The organism is Halomicrobium mukohataei DSM 12286 (assembly GCF_000023965.1).
Classification (GTDB): domain Archaea; phylum Halobacteriota; class Halobacteria; order Halobacteriales; family Haloarculaceae; genus Halomicrobium; species Halomicrobium mukohataei.
Window position 1 is genome coordinate 1136166 of sequence record NC_013202.1, and the last position, 15791, is coordinate 1151956.

14 protein-coding genes and 1 pseudogene are annotated in these 15791 nt (G+C 66.9%); 9 read left to right on the plus strand and 6 right to left on the minus strand.

Annotated features, from left to right (window positions below):
• Positions 1–145 precede the first annotated feature (145 nt).
• Positions 146–382, plus strand: a complete 237-nt coding sequence (locus HMUK_RS05695; protein WP_015762166.1) for a hypothetical protein — start codon at positions 146–148, stop codon at positions 380–382.
• Here HMUK_RS05695 and HMUK_RS05700 read toward each other — a convergent pair.
• Positions 379–1302, minus strand: coding sequence for a HEAT repeat domain-containing protein (locus HMUK_RS05700; protein WP_126967109.1), 924 nt, complete (start codon positions 1300–1302; stop codon positions 379–381). The genes HMUK_RS05695 and HMUK_RS05700 overlap by 4 nt on opposite strands.
• Before the next feature lie 442 nt (positions 1303–1744).
• On the minus strand, positions 1745–2623 hold the full coding sequence (htpX, locus tag HMUK_RS05705) for a zinc metalloprotease HtpX (RefSeq protein WP_015762168.1): 879 nt from the start codon (positions 2621–2623) through the stop codon (positions 1745–1747).
• Positions 2624–2770: 147 nt separating this feature from the next.
• Between htpX and HMUK_RS05710 the strand changes: the two genes are divergently transcribed.
• The 6 genes from HMUK_RS05710 to HMUK_RS05735 all read left to right on the plus strand — a co-directional run bounded on the left by HMUK_RS05710 (position 2771) and on the right by HMUK_RS05735 (position 8920).
• Entirely contained in the window at positions 2771–3277 is a 507-nt protein-coding gene (locus tag HMUK_RS05710; protein WP_015762169.1) for a TspO/MBR family protein, read from the plus strand.
• Between the two features lie 60 nt (positions 3278–3337).
• Positions 3338–4453 carry a 60S ribosomal export protein NMD3 gene (locus HMUK_RS05715; protein ID WP_015762170.1) on the plus strand — a complete coding sequence of 372 codons (1116 nt, stop codon included), beginning with the start codon at positions 3338–3340 and terminating at the stop codon, positions 4451–4453.
• 85 nt (positions 4454–4538) lie between these two features.
• Positions 4539–5699, plus strand: a complete 1161-nt coding sequence (locus tag HMUK_RS05720) for an outer membrane protein assembly factor BamB family protein (protein ID WP_015762171.1) — start codon at positions 4539–4541, stop codon at positions 5697–5699.
• A gap of 55 nt (positions 5700–5754) precedes the next feature.
• The gene (locus HMUK_RS05725) at positions 5755–6837 is read left to right on the plus strand and encodes a class I SAM-dependent methyltransferase (protein ID WP_015762172.1); all 1083 of its coding nucleotides are present in this window, start codon (positions 5755–5757) and stop codon (positions 6835–6837) included.
• A 100-nt stretch (positions 6838–6937) separates the two neighbouring features.
• Positions 6938–7819, plus strand: coding sequence for a hypothetical protein (locus tag HMUK_RS05730; protein WP_015762173.1), 882 nt, complete (start codon positions 6938–6940; stop codon positions 7817–7819).
• Positions 7820–8026: 207 nt separating this feature from the next.
• Positions 8027–8920 (plus strand): hypothetical protein, encoded by an 894-nt coding sequence (locus HMUK_RS05735; protein ID WP_015762174.1) that lies wholly within the window; start codon positions 8027–8029, stop codon positions 8918–8920.
• Between the two features lie 18 nt (positions 8921–8938).
• Here the strand turns inward: HMUK_RS05735 and HMUK_RS05740 are convergent, their stop codons facing one another.
• Complete coding sequence (locus HMUK_RS05740) at positions 8939–10690, minus strand: helicase C-terminal domain-containing protein (RefSeq protein ID WP_015762175.1); 1752 nt, start codon at positions 10688–10690, stop codon at positions 8939–8941.
• A 96-nt stretch (positions 10691–10786) separates the two neighbouring features.
• Between HMUK_RS05740 and HMUK_RS05745 the strand changes: the two genes are divergently transcribed.
• On the plus strand, positions 10787–12028 hold the full coding sequence (locus HMUK_RS05745) for a type IV pilin N-terminal domain-containing protein (RefSeq protein ID WP_126967108.1): 1242 nt from the start codon (positions 10787–10789) through the stop codon (positions 12026–12028).
• 11 nt (positions 12029–12039) lie between these two features.
• Here the strand turns inward: HMUK_RS05745 and HMUK_RS05750 are convergent, their stop codons facing one another.
• The gene (locus HMUK_RS05750; protein WP_015762177.1) at positions 12040–12240 is read right to left on the minus strand and encodes a DUF7561 family protein; all 201 of its coding nucleotides are present in this window, start codon (positions 12238–12240) and stop codon (positions 12040–12042) included.
• A gap of 101 nt (positions 12241–12341) precedes the next feature.
• Here HMUK_RS05750 and twy1 point away from each other — a divergent pair, with 101 nt between their 5' ends.
• Positions 12342–13319: a 4-demethylwyosine synthase TYW1 gene (gene twy1, locus HMUK_RS05755; RefSeq protein WP_015762178.1), complete on the plus strand. Its 978-nt coding sequence runs from the start codon at positions 12342–12344 to the stop codon at positions 13317–13319.
• Positions 13320–13329: 10 nt separating this feature from the next.
• Here twy1 and HMUK_RS05760 read toward each other — a convergent pair whose 3' ends face one another.
• Both HMUK_RS05760 and HMUK_RS16645 read right to left on the minus strand, forming a co-directional pair.
• Positions 13330–14577 (minus strand): coiled-coil domain-containing protein, encoded by a 1248-nt coding sequence (locus HMUK_RS05760; protein WP_015762179.1) that lies wholly within the window; start codon positions 14575–14577, stop codon positions 13330–13332.
• Between the two features lie 131 nt (positions 14578–14708).
• Positions 14709–15532, minus strand: a pseudogene (locus HMUK_RS16645) (IS1595 family transposase); the annotation flags it as partial.
• Positions 15533–15791 lie beyond the last annotated feature (259 nt).

The window sequence follows — 15791 nt, forward strand, 5'->3', positions numbered from 1 at the left end:
GTCCGTCGGGAACGTCGCCGCCACGGTCGTGAGACGGTGACGGCTGACAGTAGCAGCGGCCCGCCCGTTCGTTTTTCTTCGACACCCTGAGCTGACGCCAGTGGACAGAGCAAGACTCTTGTCCACTCACCGGTAGTACACGTCCATGGCGCGTTTCGAGGCCTTCTGGCGGACCATGTGCGCGTACCGGTCGTACATCTGGCTCGCCGTCATGGTCCACATCTTCTTGCTCTTGCTCGCGATCTTCGGACTGGTGGTCGGGCAGCCGGGAACGGCGTCGTACACCCTCTCGATCGTCAACGTCGGCCTGCTGACGGTGTCTGGTGGGACTGCCTTCCTCGTGTTCTACACGTGTACTCGCCGCGAGAGAGAAGAGTACTAGGCGTCGGCCTGTGCCTCGATGAAGGTCGCCGTCTCGCTGGCCAGTTCGCGCAGGTCCTCGTCACGCTGCTCGTCCTCAGCAACGTCACGAAGCGGCTCGATCGCGGCCGGCGGTGCGAGAAAGCCCAGTGCGGCGACTGCCGTACTGACCGTTGGCGTGTCCTGGTGAGCCAGTAGTTCGACGAGGGGATCGACGGCACCGTCGACGAGCGTCGGATCGTGTTCGGCGACGGACGCGACGATGTTCGCGACCGTCGTCAACACCCCCACGGCGTCGCTCTCGCTGTCGAGTACGGCGACCAGCGTCGGAATGTGGTCGGCGACCGCTTCCGGCTCGATCGACGCCAGCTCGGCGACCATGTTGGCCGTGACGACTCGCGTCGCCCACTGGCGTTTGGTCTCGTCTTCCGAGACCATCTGGTAGAACTCCTCGCGCTGGGGATCCGGCGCTTCACCGGCCCGTCCGTCGGTGAAGTCTACTTCCGGATCCTCGATCGTTCGATCGACCAGTTGCTGGAGGTGGGGACGGTAGGCGTGTGGCATCGTCGTGATCGACTCGCGCACGAACTGGACGGCCGCCAGCTGCAGAATCGGCGGGTCCTGATCGAGCAGGTCGACGATCGGTCCGACCGCGTCCTCGACGGCCTCGGGCGCTTCGCCGACGAGCGAGGCCAGCGCCAGCGCGCTGTGGAGCTTCACGTTCGTCCGCTCGTGTTCGAGGTTGGCGATCAACTGCGGGGCGTGTTCGACCGCTGTCGCGGGGTCGTCGTCCGCGACGGCGGCGGCGACCCGCACGGCGTGGGTGCGAACGAGGTTCGTCTCGTGTTCGAGTCCCGACCGGAGTACGTCCGCCGAGACCTCGTCGGCCGACACTGACTCGATGTCGTGTGTCAGGACACCGTGGCTAAGCGAATCACTCATCGTCCATCGAAGGACGCCGACGCCAATAATGGTGGCGATGGGGACCGTCACCGGTTCCGTCCCGCCCGCGTTCGTCACGGGAGGACGGTCCGTACCGTCGACACGGACGCCCCCGCCACGTCACACCGCGACGGTCGGCACAGAGACGAAACAGCTCGCGTATGGTTCTGTGTTTCTGGCTGTCTCCAAACAGTAACGCGTCAGTAGCTCTTCGCTCGCCTCAACTGTGGTATATCGAAGCGCAAGTGGGCTATACACAGTATGCTGGGGAGAATTGCGTTCGGAGTCCGGCGTCGCGCTTCGAGAACGCGCCGTTCTCTTTTCGCAGACCGAGAACTTCGAAGCGGTCCCGAAGACGAACCTGCTCGGCGCTCTCGGATTTCGGTGTGTACTCTGTCTGATTCCTAATTACGAGAAATCGACAGTTACGTGAAGGTGATAGTTACCGCTGTTCCAGCTCCCGCTCCAGGTCCTGTAGTCGATCGATTCGCTGTTCCGTCGAGGGGTGCGTGCTGAACAGCTTCCCGACGAAGCCGGACTTGATCGGGATGATGAAGAAGGCGTTCATCTCGGCCTGATCGCGCATGTCCTCTTTGGGGACCTTGTCCATTCGGCCGTCGATCTTCATCAGCGCCGTCGCGAGCGCCGAGGGGTTGCCGGTGATCGACGCGCCGCCGCGATCGGCGGCGTACTCCCGGTAGCGGCTCAGCGCTCGGATGAGGAGGAACGAGACGATCCACACCACGAGCGAGACGAGGATCGCGACCAGCACCGGCGCGCCGCCGTTGCCCCCGCGGTCCCGCCCGCCCGAGAACAGCCAGCCCCACCGGACGACGAGGAAGGCGATCGTCGAGAGGAACGAGGCGATGGTCATCACCATCACGTCGCGGTTCTTGATGTGGGCCAGCTCGTGGGCCAGGACCCCCTCCAGTTCCTCCTGATCCAGCGTCTCCATGATACCTGTCGTCACGCAGACGGCCGAACTCTTCTTCGAGCGGCCGGTCGCGAAGGCGTTGGGGACCCGAGAGTCGGCGACGGCGACCGTCGGCTTCGGGAGGTCGGCCTGCTGGGAGAGGCGCTCGATCGAGCGATGGAGCTCCGGGTACTCGTCGGGTTCGACCTCGCGGGCACCCATCGAGTACAGCGCCAGTTTGTCGCTGAAGAAGAACTGTCCCAGCAGGAACACGCCCATCCCCAGGATCGCGATACCGAAGAAGCGAGTCTGAGTCATCACCGCGACGAAGACGATGTACAGCGCGAACAGCAGGAACATCGTCAGGATCATGCGAGCGCGGAGACCCCAGTCTGTTTGCCACTCCATACCCGTGCTACGAGGGTGACGAGTAAAAGGGTTGTTCGACGGAGTGCGAGTGGTTCTCAGCGCCGTCTCCCGGTTTCTGGCACGCAACGGTACCGACGGAGCCGATTCGACCACAACTGCTTTGTTTCTGTTGGCTGTGTTATCTGTATGTCGTTCACCGACGCTGCTCCCGATCGGTTCGATCGTCGCGATCTCCGCTGGGCACTGGCGTCCGTCGTCCTCGTCAACGTCGTCGGCGGCGTCCCGGCCGTGCTCGGTGGTCCGGAGTCGGCGTGGTTCGAGGGGCTGGTCGAGCCCGCGATCTATCCGCCGGGCTGGGCCTTCGGCGTCGTCTGGACGGTGCTCTTTACGCTGCTGGGCGTCGCCGTCTTCCTGGTCGCCCGCGTGGGGCTGGACGAGCGTCGCGTCCGGGTCGCACTGGGGCTGTTTGTCCTCCAGTTCGCGTTCAACGTCGCCTGGACGCCGGTCTTTTTCGCGCTCCAGCGACCGCTGGCCGCGCTCGGGGTGATCGTCGCGCTGGCGGTCCTGATCGTCCCGACGATGTGGGCCTTCGATCGCGTCGACCGCCGGGCGGCGGCGCTGCTGGTCCCCTATCTCGTCTGGGTCCTGTTCGCCGCGCTGTTGAACTACCGGTTCTGGGTACTGAACGCCTGAGGATTCGGTCCCGACTCCGGAACGCACGACTTAACCGCGACAGCCACCAACGGCGTCCCAATGAGTCGATCCGGAGCCTTCTGCCCGCGCTGTGGCGACGAGATACCGGACCACGAGCGCGAGCGCCCGAGCGTCGCGGGCCAGCACGACCCCGACAGCGTGCTCTGTGACGGCTGCTACTTCGAGGAGTTCGATCTCGTCGACGCGCCGGACCGCATCGAGGTCCGGGTCTGTGCCCAGTGTGGTGCCGTCCACCGGGGCAACCGCTGGGTCGACGTGGGTGCCGAGGACTACACCGACATCGCCGTCGACGAGGTCAGCGAGGCCCTGGGCGTCCACGTCGACGCCCAGTCGGTCGCCTGGCAGGTCGCGCCCGAACAGGTCGACAAGAACACGATCCGGATGCACGCGGAGTTCTCCGGAGTCATCCGGGAGACGCCGGTCACCGAGGACGTGGTCGTCCCGGTCAAGATCAGCCGCCAGACCTGCACGCGCTGTGGCAAGATCGCGGGCGGTTCGTACGCCTCGACGGTGCAGGTGCGGGCCGACGAGCGCACGCCGACCGACGACGAGGCCGACCGCGCCAAGGAGATCGCCCACGAGGTCGTCGACGAGATGGAGGCGACGGGCGACCGGGACGCCTTCGTCACCGAAATCTCCGAGCCCGAGGAGGGGGTCAACATCAAGGTCTCGACCAACAAGATCGGGATGAAAGTCGCCCGCCAGATCACGACCGAGCTGGGCGGGACGTTCACCGACAACGAGACGCTGGTCACCGAGGATTCGGACGGCAACGAGGTGTATCGGGTCACGTACGCGATCCGGCTGCCGCGCTATCGCCCCGGCGAGGTGATCGATCCGGCGGACGGCGACGGTCCGGTGTTGGTCCGCTCGGTGCAGGGCAACCTCAAAGGGACGCGCCTCGCGACGGGCGACCCCTTCGAAGCGTCCTTCGAGGACGAAAACGCCCCCGACGCCCGTCGCCTGGGGAGCGACGCCGACGCCGAACGGACCACTCTCGTCGCCGTCGAGGACGAGCGTGCGGTTCAGGTACTCGACCCCGAGACATACGAGGCCAAGACGATCCCCCGGCCCGACTACCTCGACACCGACGCCGACGAGGTGGCGGTCCTCAAACACCGTGAGGGGCTGCACGTCGTGCCCGACGAGAGCTGACGAGAGAGTTCGGGACGCGTCCCCGCCTGCTGTTGTCGTCCAGACAGAAGATACTTACCGGCAGACGCTGGCCCCGTTCGCACGGATGCAACGCCGCCAGTTCCTCGCCGCGACCGGCCTGACGCTTCTCGGTGGCACCACCGGCTGCGTGGGCCAGCTCTCCAGTCCGCTCGCGCCGACGAGTGACGAACCGATCACCGTCGACGAGACGTGGAATCAGCCCGGTGGCGGGCCGGGCCGCGCGTACGCCGCCGCAGGGGCCGGACCAGGCGGAGCCATCGAGTCGCGGTGGCGGTTCTCGGACGGCGACAGCCACCTCGAACCGATGGCTATCGCAGACGACACGGTGTTCGCAGCCAGCAGTCGCACCGTCGTTGCCCTCGACGCGAGCCGCGGGACGGAACGCTGGCGCGCGGCAGTCGACTCGGACGACGACTGGCTCGCCGTGGGGCCGGACCACCTCTTTCTGCCCGACGGTTGGATCGAACGGGATCCGGGAACGGCCAGTGTGACGCCGTATCCCGAATCGTCGCCGGAACAGGACCGATTCGTCCTCCTGGAGGACCTGTTCGTCTACGTGACAGAGGACGCGGTCGTCGCGGGGCGACCCGGTGCCGACGAGGCGCGGTGGCGGCGGCACCTCGACAGGCCCCACTCGCTGTGTGGCGTCGCCGGGCAGCTGGTCGTGGTCGCCACTGAAGTGGGGATCTACGGCCTCTCACTGACTGACGGCAGCCAGCAGTGGGCACGCGAGGACCTGTGGTCGGAGGCGAGCTTCGTCGCAGCTGCCGGGGCGGACGAGCGCGTCTACGCGACGACGTGGACGCGGGATGCGACCGTCTTCGCGCTCGACGCGGCGACCGGCGAGACGGCCTGGACGCACGAACCACCGACACAGGTCACGCTCACGGCCGATTCGAACCACGTCGTCCTCGGCGGGCTTCCCGATGTCGAACCGATGAACCGCGTCGACGTCCTTGACGCGGCCGGCGATCGCCAGTGGGTCGTACCCACCGACAGCAACGACACGACGGTCCACGTGCCGGTCCTCGCCGACGGCGTCGTCTACGCCGCCCACGTCGCCGACTGCTTCGCTTACGACCTGGCCAGCGGTGAGGAACTGTGGTCACTCTCGCCGGACGGTCTCTTGCCGCGTGATCTCTACCCGCTCGGCCAGCCCCTCGTCGCCGGTGACGGCCTCTTCCTCGAACAGGACGGGGCCGTGTACGGTTTCGGCCCCGCCTGACGGCCGAACGGTCGACACGAAACGGGTTTCCGTCCCGACCGCCTGTCGTCCCACGATGAGCGCAGACGATCGACTGGCCGTCGTCGTCGCCCGCGACCGCACCCAGACGGTCATCGACCGGCTCCGAGAACTGGACGCCTACGACGACGACCGGACGGTCCAGCCGTGGGACGACGACAGCGTCGCCGTCCCGGTGACCAGCGTCCCCGCCGACCTCGCCGTTCGAGACGTGGTCCGTCAGGTCGGCGAGCCGAGGCTCCGCGATCTGGACGACTACCTCCGTGAACGAGGGTGGACCGACGCGGAGATCGACCTGGCACCCGCTTCCTGGGCCGTCGTCGGCAGCGTCGTCCTCGTGGATGTCGGCGACGCGCCACGACCCGAGGAGGTCGGCGCGGCACTCTTACAGCTCCACGGCGAGGCCGACACCGTCCTCTCGCGGGGGCCGATCACCGGCGAACACCGCGAGCCCGCGGTCGAGGTCATCGCCGGCACCGGCGACACCGAGACCGTCCACCGCGAGCACGGGACCGCCTACGCGCTGGACCTCGCCGAGGTGATGTTCTCGCCGGGCAACAAGGCCGAGCGGAGCCACATGGGCGCGGTCGTCCGCGAGGCCCGCGAGCGCAGCGAGCCCTCGGAAACGGGAGCGGGAGCAGCGCGACACGCGACCGGCGAACGCGAGCGGGTGCTCGACATGTTCGCCGGCATCGGCTACTTCACGCTCCCGATGGCCCGCGCCGGGGCGACGGTCACTGCCGTCGAGCGCAACCCCGTTTCCTTCCGGTACCTGATCGAGAACGTCCAGCTCAACGAGGTCGCCGACCGGGTCCAGCCCTACCGGGCCGACTGCCGGGACGTGACTCCGGACCTCGCCGCCGACCCGGTCGACCGGATCGTGATGGGCTACTACGAGGCCCACGAGTATCTCGACGCCGCACTGCCGGCGCTGGCTCCCGGCGGGGTCGTCCACATGCACGAGGCGACGCCCGACGGACTGGTCTTCGAGCGACCGATCGAGCGGATCGAGGCCGCGGCCGCCGACGCGGGCCGGGGCGTCGAGATCCTCGACACTCGCCGGGTCAAAAGCTACAGCGAGGGCGTCGCACACGTCGTCGTCGACGCCCGGATCGAGTGATTGTGTCGGCGTCCGCTCGGGGTCGCGAACGGCTCCCAGCGGTGACTGCCGCCCGTCCGTCTCCGGAACCTATTCGTCGCTGGTCTCGGATCGGACACGTATGCGCCGTCGCTCGTTCCTCGCGACCACGACGACCCTCGCCCTCCCGCTGGCCGGTTGTATGCGCCCGGACTACGGCTCGCTGACGATGACGGCGATGGCGACGGACGCCGCGATCGCCCGCCGTCACGCCGAGGACCTCGATGCCCTTCCGCCGGACTCGCGTGCCCTCGTCAGAGACGCCATCGACGGCGAGACGCCAGCCAGAGCAGACACCGGTCCCCCGTTCGACGCCGACCGGCCGTTCGAAGACGACGGCGCGTACTACGACATCGGGTACGAAGTCGTTGAGCGCCGCGCTGGCACCCAGTACGATCTCCGGATCGACTACGATCCCGTCGCGGAGCCGTCGTCGGTCGTCGCGTACGCCGACCTCCCGGCCGTCGACAGGCGTGCCCTCTCTCGGCTCTTGCCGCCGCCGGCAGACTCTCCGACCGGCAGGGGTTTCGACGTAGACGTTGCCGACACGTACCTCGACGACACCGCGAGCGTCCTCGTCCCGGAGCCGGAGTACGAGGCGGTCTCCTACGACGGCACGGCCTACCGGGTCGGCGTCGGCGGGAGCCGGGAGATCGAAGTCGACCGATACCAGTACAGCGCCGAGCGGATCGCCGACAGCCCGGCGGCGTTGGGCCGTCAGCTGCGCGAGCGGTACCTGTTCACGCTCAGCGGACTCCCAGAGGCCGAACGAGAGATCGTCCTGGAAGCCGCCGCAGAGGGCTACTACCCCGACAGCCCGAGCCGGGCGTTCCGATCGCTGACCGAACGGCTCGGCGCACACGAGCCGGTCCGTTCGACGGCCGGCACCGGCCACTGGCTGGTCCGGTACGACGGTCGGGTGTACTGGGCGGAACTGTCGACGCCGGGCGAGACGACGCCGTAGCACCTCGAAACGCCTATCCGTCCTCACTGGCAACGCGTGGGTATGGATCGACAGCAACTCCTCGCGATCGTCCTCGTCTTGCTCATGGTGGGCTCGTCGGCCGCCTACGCACTCTCGATGTTCTGATCGGGCCGGCCGTTCGGTCGCCGCGCCGACTGTCGCTGGCGTATCACAAACTATTCACCATCCCCTACAGTTCTCCGACGTATGCGCCGCCGAACATTCCTCGCGACCGCAGCGACCGCCGTCGCCCTCCCCCTCGCAGGCTGTGGCCACCCCTACGACGGTTCGCTCTCGATGAGCGAACTGACGAGCGACAGCGCCATCGCCGAGCGATACGCCGGTGAGACGGAGGGGCTACCGCCCGAACGAACGGCACTGATCGACGCCGCCATCGCCGGTGAGAAACCGACACGAGAGGGCCGGTATCCGCCCTACGAACGCGATCGTCCGGTCGAACACGAGGGCGCGTACTACCGGATCGCTCACGAGGTCGTCGACAGCCGTACGGAGACCCGATACACGATCGATATCGACTACGATCCGGCCACGACGCCGTCGTCGGTGATCGCCTACGAGGACCTCCCCGACGCCGACAAGACGGCGCTGGGCGAGTTGATCCCGCCGATGGCGGACCATCCGGACAACGACGGGTTCGACGTCGGTCGCACACACCGGTACGACGACGTTTCCGAGAGCGTCCTGGCGTCCGATCCCGCCTACGAGGGGATCTCTCACGACGGGGCGACGTACCGCGTCAGGGTGGCCGACGGCGGCGAGGTGACGATTGAGACCTACGAGTACAGTGCCGAGCGGGTCGCCGAGAGCGCCACCGACCTGGGCGCGCAACTGCGCGAGCAGTACCTGTTTACCCTCTCGGGGCTCTCCGAGGCCGAGCGCGAGATCGTCGCCGAGGCGATAGACGGGAGCTACTTCCCCGACGGCGGCGAGGTGCCCGACGCGTTTCGGTCACTGGCCGATCGCTTCCGCGATCGGGCGGGTATCGACACCACCGAACACGGCGGGACGTGGCTGGCTCGCTACGAGGGCACCGTCTACTGGACTGACCTGCAGTACCCGCCGGAGGCGGACTCTCAGTAGGATCGACGACCGTCCGTCTCACTCCGTGTCCCACACGTCGGCCATCGGGCTCTTACTGGAGCGTCGCCGGGACCGCGAACGGGACCGCCCGCTACCGGCTCCGTCGTCGGTCGAACCACCGGAGCCGCCGCCACCGAGCGCGCTCGCGGGGTCGAACGCGGGCAGCTCCGGCGGGGCCATCCGATCGACCTGATCGGCGAACCAGTCGGGCATGTCGACGCGGGCCCGTTCGAACAGGTCCAGCAGCGACGAGTCCGCGAGATAGGTCGCGCCGTGGTCGTCCGGGGCACGGACGACGCGGCCACAGGCCTGAATGACCGTCCGAAGCGCCGTGCGGTAGTACCACCCCCACTGGCCGTCCTCCAGGCGCTGGGCGACCCGCGAGTCGCGGGTGTTGGGGTACGGTGCCTTGCAGATCACCTGCCAGCGACAGAGATCGCCCTCCAGGTCCAGCGCCTCTTCCATCTTCACCGAGAGGAACACGTCCGGGTCGTCGCTGCGCTTCCAGGCGGTGAGTTGCCCGTCGCGGTCCTCGCTGTCGTGGCTCCGCAGGCGCGATCCGACGCCGAAGTCGACCAGTAGTTCGTCCAGTTGCTCTGCGATCGCGTAGGAGTGACAGTGGACCAGCCCCTTCTCGTCGGGGTGGTGTTGCATCGCCCGCACGACGATACGGGCGATCTTCGGCAGCGTCTCCTCGCGGTGTTCGTAGGTCATCTTCCCCTGGGTCACGTCGTACAGCGGCCGGTGCTCGACGGGGAAGGTGTGGCCCACGTCCACGAGCGCGACGTTGTCCGGATCGAGCCCGACGTTGGCACAGAACGCCTCCTTGTTGAGGATCGTCGCCGACAGCAGGGCGTGGCGGTGGCCCCGACCCCAGACCGTGTGTTTGAGGTACTTCTCCGGGTCCAGCGGTTTGATCGTCACGCTCCCGCCCTCGCCGTCTGGCTGGTCGACGACCCACGTCGTCACGCTCTCAGGATCGCGGTAGTCCTCGACGAACCACGAGAGGTCCTGCCGGAGTTTGTTCAGTCGGTCGCGCTCTGCGACTTCCTCGGCGGTCAGCTCCTCTTGCTGGCGCAGTTCCTGCACCCGGCGCTCGCCCACGTCGGCGAGTCGCTGGGCGTAGCCCGCGGCGTCTTCCAGATCGTCGACCGCCTGGGGCCTGGTGTCCTCCCAGACCGGCACCGTCTCGGGACCGAGTTCGATCGTCGCGTACATCTCCGCCCAGTCGCCCAGCCCGTGGGCCTCGTCGATCACGACCACGTCGCGCGGGCCGAACACGTCCGAACCGGCCGTCTGCATGAAGTAGGCAAGCGTCATCGCCGCGACCGGCCGGTTCGAGGCGATCGCGCGGTCGGAGAAGTACGGACAGCGGTGTTTCACCTGACAGTCGAACTTCCGCTCGCGGGCACAGGGTGCCTGATCGACCGGCGTGTCGGTCTCGCCCGGCAGGATGCAGTCGTAGTTGTTCTTCCCGCGGATCACTTCGAGATCCGAGAGCAGCGGGTCCTCGGCCACGTCGTCTAGCTGTGAGACCTGCGGCGTCGTGTAGTAGGCGTCGATGACCTCCTCGGCCCCGGCCTCTCCCGCTGTCCGGGCACAGCCGGCGATGGCACGCGCGAGCAGGGACTTGCCGCTCCCGGTCGGCGCGCGCACCAGCACCACGTCGTTGCCGGCCGCGAAGGCGTCACGGATGTCGGCCAGCGCCTCCTCCTGGTTCCCCCGGTATTCCGGGGCCGGAAACTCGTCGAAGATACGGGCGGGATCCACGAGGGATGGCAACCGTGCGTCGCTCGTAAAACTGCCGGTCAGCGCAGCGCCGTCGAGACGAACAAGTACTTGCCTCCTGCGACGATGGCCCACAGTATGGATCAGACACGCCGCGCCCTCCTCCGCGCGGTCCCGCTGAGCGTGACGGCCGGGCTCGCCGGCTGTTCGGCCCTCTCTGGCGACGACGAACCGGCGACGGACACGGCGACCGACACCCCGACCCCCGAGCCGGTCCTCGACGGGGACTCGTCGGCCACGGAGTGGCTGTTCCCGCCGTCGGCGCTGGAACGAGACAACTACCCATTCGTCACGCTGCACCCGTCGGCGATGCTCGAATACGCCGACGCGCTGCCCGAGGCGCGAGTCAGCAACCTCCAGTCCGACATCGGGCTGAGCGGCTTCGACACGATCGGCTCGCTCGACGGCCTCTACCAGTTCGGGCAGGGCGTCGCAGTCTACGACGGTCCGTTCGACCGCGATCCCCTCGTCGCGGAACTGACTGAAGCGGGCTTCGAGGAGATCGGGGCCACTCACGGCTTCGACCGCTACACGCCCGACGACGAGCGCCTGGTCGCCGTCGGCGAGAGCGACGTGTTGCTCGTCGACCTCCGCGGTGGCGACCTCTCCGTGACCGCCGACAGCGTCGCCGGAGCGGCCCTGGACGCGGTGACCGGCGAGGGCGACCGCTACCAGGACGTGAGCGACGACTGTGCGACGCTGCTCGACGCGCTCGGGACCGGCCACGTCCGCACCGGCCGGATCGGGTCGACGGCACTCGACGGCGACGGCGGCGTCGCTCAGGGCGCTCGCTGGCGAGTGGACAGCGAGACGACGGCCGTCACCGCCGCGACGGTCTTCGAGAGCGCGGACGCGACGGACGAAGACGCCGTGGCCTCTTGGGCCGCCGCGTCGGGCCCCTTCGGTGAGACCGCGCCAGCGACCGCGAGTGATGGCCGGGTCGTCTCGGCGACGGCCGACGTTCCGACCGGCGAGTTGGGGCCGTTCGAACTCTCCTCGTCGCCCGACGCGGCACCGCAGGTCGCGCTGGACTTCGACTACGACGCCGACGCGGGGACGGTCACCGTCACCCACAACGGCGGCGACAGCGTCCCAGCCACGCGGCTCGAACTCCGGGGCGACGGCTTCGCCGAGCGCGACAGCGCCGACCAGAGCGAGTCCGGACTGTGGAACGGCGAGACCAGCGGTGACGACGAGACGGTCGTCGCCGGTGACAGCGTCGTCGTCGGTGTCACACCGACGTACCGTCTGTTCGTCCTGTACTCGCCCGAGTCCGGCCGCGGCGTGACGCTTGGCTCGTCGAGCGGTCCCGAGGCCTGATACTGCCGGGGCTACAGCGCCGCCACGTCGTCGGCGGTCACGTCCTCGTCGGGGAGCCGGTCGATACAGTCGAAACAGAGGAAGTGCTCGGTGTCGTCGACGAGTTCCAGCGTGATCCCGCCGGTCGGGGTGTGCTCCTGGGTCCAGATGTTGGCGATGCCACCGGCGATGGTCACTTCGACGCCACAGCCGTCACAGGGCTGGGTTGTCATAGCTCGCCTTCGGCCGGGAGAGTGGAAAACGCGTCGGTGACGCCGCCTCGAACGGCTGTGGACGGAAGGATGTTTCAGGCTCCCGGTCTATCGGCTCTACAATGAGCGAATCGGACGGGCCAAAACAGGTCGACGACCCGGACTACCACAGCGAGAACCACACGGCCGCCCAGACGTGTGGCTGGACCGCCAACGCCCTGCGTGGCGAGGGGAAGTGTTACAAGTACATCTTCTACGGCATCGAGTCCCACCGCTGCATCCAGATGACCCCCGTCGTCAAGTGCAACGAGCGGTGTGTCTTCTGCTGGCGCGACCACGCGGGCCACGCCTACGAACTGGGCGACGTGCAGTGGGACGATCCGTCGGCGGTCGCCGACGCCTCGCTGGAACTCCAGAAGAGACTGCTCTCCGGGTTCGGCGGCAACGAGAAGGTCCCTCGGGAGCGCTTCGAGGAGGCGATGGAGCCCCGTCACGTCGCCATCTCGCTGGACGGCGAGCCGTCGCTGTACCCCTACCTGCCCGAACTCATCGAGGAGTTCCACGACCGGGACATCACCACCTTCCTGGTCTCCAACGGGACCAACCCCGACGTGCTCGACCGCTGTGACCCCACGCAACTGTACGTCTCCGTCGACGCGCCGGACCGCAAGACCTTCGACGACACCGTCAAGGCCGTCGAGGACAGCGCCTGGGACTCGCTGATCGACACCCTCGACGTGCTGGCCGACAAAGACGACACCCGCACCGTGATCCGGACGACGCTCGTCAAGGGCCACAACATGCACCACCCCGCCTGGTACGCCGCGATGTGCCAGCGCGCCGACGCGGACTACGTCGAGATGAAGGCGTACATGCACGTCGGCCACTCCCGCGGGCGACTCGACCGAGAGTCGATGCCCAGCCACGACGAGGTGCGGGCGTTCACCGAGGAGGTCGGCGGGTTCCTCCCCGAGCACGACACCATGAAGGAAGTCGAAGAGTCTCACGTGACGCTACTGGCTCGCGAGGACGAGACCTGGGTGCCGAAACTGGAGAAGAGCAGCGAGTTTTGGGAGCGCGATCCGGTCGTGAGTTACTGATACCGTCCGGTCAGTCCTCGCCGCCCCACTGCCACTGGGCGCGTTCGGCCTTCGTTTCGAGCGCGTCGATCCTGTCCGCGAAGCTGTCGCCGGCCTCCGGGTGTGCGTCCGAGAGCTGTTCGGCCCGGCGGAGGCGTTCGAGCGCTCGCTCGTAGTAGTCGGCGGCGTCCGCGTGTCCCTCGCCCCGTTCGTCGCCCTGAGCCGCCAGTTCGGCGGCCGCCGTCGAGAGCGCATCGACGCAGCGATCGACCACCCAGACCAGCTGGAACCGAACCATCTCCTCGGTCACGCCCCCGGCGGCCGTCCACCCGACGGCGGCGATGGCCCTGTAGCGATCGAGCGCGTCTTCCCAGGCCTCGACCCGCTCCGGGGCCGTCGCCGCATCGAGCGCGTCCTGACAGCGCTGCTCTGCGCGCTCCAGAACCGTCGCCGCGAGTTCGTCGTGCGTCTCACGGAGCGCTTCGAAGCGGTCCTCGATGGCGTCGTCGATCTCGCTGGCCCCGTCGAGTGACTCGCCGGCCGCGACCAGTGTCTCGAAGGCGGTCTCGTAGTCGCCGTCCTCGTGGGCGCTGCGAGCCGCTTCGAGTCGCGTCTCGACCTCGTCGGCCGTCGCCACTGCACAGAGCCGGTCCAGTTCGTCTTCGACGGGCTCGATCTGTGCCCGCATCGCCGCCGTCGGCGCGTCGTCCTCCTGGGTCGCACAGTGGTAGGCCTTCGAGAGCCGGGCGCGTGCGTGCTGTCGGTGCCGGTCGACGGTTTCCGACGCCTCGATCGCCTCGCGCAGCGCGTCGAGCCCGGCCCGTGCGTCGTCGAGTGCCGTCGACAGCTCGGACCAGCACGAGCCGACGCGGTCGACGTACGCCTCGGCGGCCGCGGCCTGCTCGGCGTCGATCGGGTGGAAGACGACGGACTCCGCCGGAGTCCGGACGGTCAGTGTCGTCCGTAGCAGCCCGTCGTCGAACGTCGACTGTGTGACCCCACCCAGGGCGAGGGTCACCATCGCCGTCGTCGGCTCGTCGCCCAGCAGCGCGTACAGCCGGTGGTCCGTCACGACCACGTACGCACCGTGGCTGTCGTCGGGCTCGATGCTCGTCGTTTGCCCGTCGACCGTGTGTTCGATCGCGCTGGTGCTTGCCAGGACGTACTGTGTGGTTTCCTCGTCCCTGAGGAGCGATTCGAGCGGCCCGGCACCGAGCTCCGCGATCGTCGGTTCCCCCCGGACGGTCTCCCTCGAAAGTTCGCTGATTCGGTCGAGCATTGAGTGGCCCCCGAAGTGCAATCCCGTTGCTGTCCGATTATAACTATCGATCCGGTAGGTAAAATTCGGGATACGTTCTTGTGAGACACATTGTTGATTTTCAGAAACGACACCGAGAGCCTGTTTGAGTGCTCCGTCTCCGGTTTTCTGTAGAGTTTGCAGCAGAGCTGAAACGCCCACAGATGCGGCTTTAACTTGTCTTTGGAGATTCCTCGGTGGGCGAGAGCCACCGTCGCGCCAACGACGTGTGGCTCTCGCAAGTGTTGACGTGAATGTCGCCATCAGCGTATTCACCGTCGCATGGACGACGAATTTGCGGGTGAATTCGTTGTCGTCCTCTAGCGGTTTGTTGGCCCGAAGTCCGTCTGTGTAGACAGTCAGAGACTCCTGTTCAGGATTCGTCAGCAGGAGTCGAATAGTCGATTCATCGGCGGATTTCTCTGGCACGACGTACCGATCATCCGAACCACAATCGACCAGCGTGAACACCGGCGGTTTGTCGCCGCTGTACGATTCCCGTCCACGCGTGGACAGGCCACGCAAGCGCGACCAGGATCGCGCTTGCACCTTTGAAGCCAGCAAAGACATACACTTCGTCGATTTCGACCGGTCCAGACAGGCTGATCGAAGGCGCGTCGAGCGCTCTGACGAAGCGCTTGATGCGACGTCTCACTGTTTTGTAGGAACAATCGAGTTCTGCCTCATCTGCCGAATACTCGTGTTAAACCGTGAGAACACGTATATCATGAAGTACCACTCTGTCAGCAAGAGCTTAGAGGTGAGCGAAGATCGTGCCGATCTTGTCGTTGAACGTCCGCCGCAATTCTTACACAAATACCGCTGATACACCCGATAGCTGCCGTTTCTTACCGTCAGATCAGAACGGTAGCGGGGCACTCGAAGCCATCACGCCAACGAACCTGTTCCAGCATTCCGCTGCAGCCGATTCCAACACGAACCGGCTTTTGGGAACATATCGGGCACCGCTAGCGCGGTGCCCTTGCCATCTTCGACTTTCAGCACCAGCAGCTCTCGCTATCAACAATCTACTTCACAAGAGCAGTTGATGTAACAGGGCCGCCGAACGAGATGGCTCTCGTCTGCGACTGTGCGTCTACGATCGCTTTATCGAGTTTGGTTCCGACACATGTCGCATCTGCTCTGTTGAATAACGTGGTTTGCTGGACATACCAGGTCTGAGTTGGCCTGTCAGT

What these genes read in the sequence shown, in the direction of transcription:
- HMUK_RS05720 (WP_015762171.1), top strand. Translation starts at nt 4,539, where the DNA reads ATGCAACGCCGCCAGTTCCTCGCCGCGACCGGCCTGACGCTTCTCGGT.
- HMUK_RS05730 (WP_015762173.1), top strand. Translation starts at nt 6,938, where the DNA reads ATGCGCCGTCGCTCGTTCCTCGCGACCACGACGACCCTCGCCCTCCCG.
- twy1 (WP_015762178.1), top strand. Translation starts at nt 12,342, where the DNA reads ATGAGCGAATCGGACGGGCCAAAACAGGTCGACGACCCGGACTACCAC.
- HMUK_RS05715 (WP_015762170.1), top strand. Translation starts at nt 3,338, where the DNA reads ATGAGTCGATCCGGAGCCTTCTGCCCGCGCTGTGGCGACGAGATACCG.
- HMUK_RS05710 (WP_015762169.1), top strand. Translation starts at nt 2,771, where the DNA reads ATGTCGTTCACCGACGCTGCTCCCGATCGGTTCGATCGTCGCGATCTC.
- HMUK_RS05695 (WP_015762166.1), top strand. Translation starts at nt 146, where the DNA reads ATGGCGCGTTTCGAGGCCTTCTGGCGGACCATGTGCGCGTACCGGTCG.
- HMUK_RS05750 (WP_015762177.1), bottom strand. Translation starts at nt 12,240, where the DNA reads ATGACAACCCAGCCCTGTGACGGCTGTGGCGTCGAAGTGACCATCGCC.
- HMUK_RS05725 (WP_015762172.1), top strand. Translation starts at nt 5,755, where the DNA reads ATGAGCGCAGACGATCGACTGGCCGTCGTCGTCGCCCGCGACCGCACC.
- HMUK_RS05745 (WP_126967108.1), top strand. Translation starts at nt 10,787, where the DNA reads ATGGATCAGACACGCCGCGCCCTCCTCCGCGCGGTCCCGCTGAGCGTG.
- HMUK_RS05760 (WP_015762179.1), bottom strand. Translation starts at nt 14,577, where the DNA reads ATGCTCGACCGAATCAGCGAACTTTCGAGGGAGACCGTCCGGGGGGAA.
- HMUK_RS05735 (WP_015762174.1), top strand. Translation starts at nt 8,027, where the DNA reads ATGCGCCGCCGAACATTCCTCGCGACCGCAGCGACCGCCGTCGCCCTC.
- htpX (WP_015762168.1), bottom strand. Translation starts at nt 2,623, where the DNA reads ATGGAGTGGCAAACAGACTGGGGTCTCCGCGCTCGCATGATCCTGACG.
- HMUK_RS05700 (WP_126967109.1), bottom strand. Translation starts at nt 1,302, where the DNA reads ATGAGTGATTCGCTTAGCCACGGTGTCCTGACACACGACATCGAGTCA.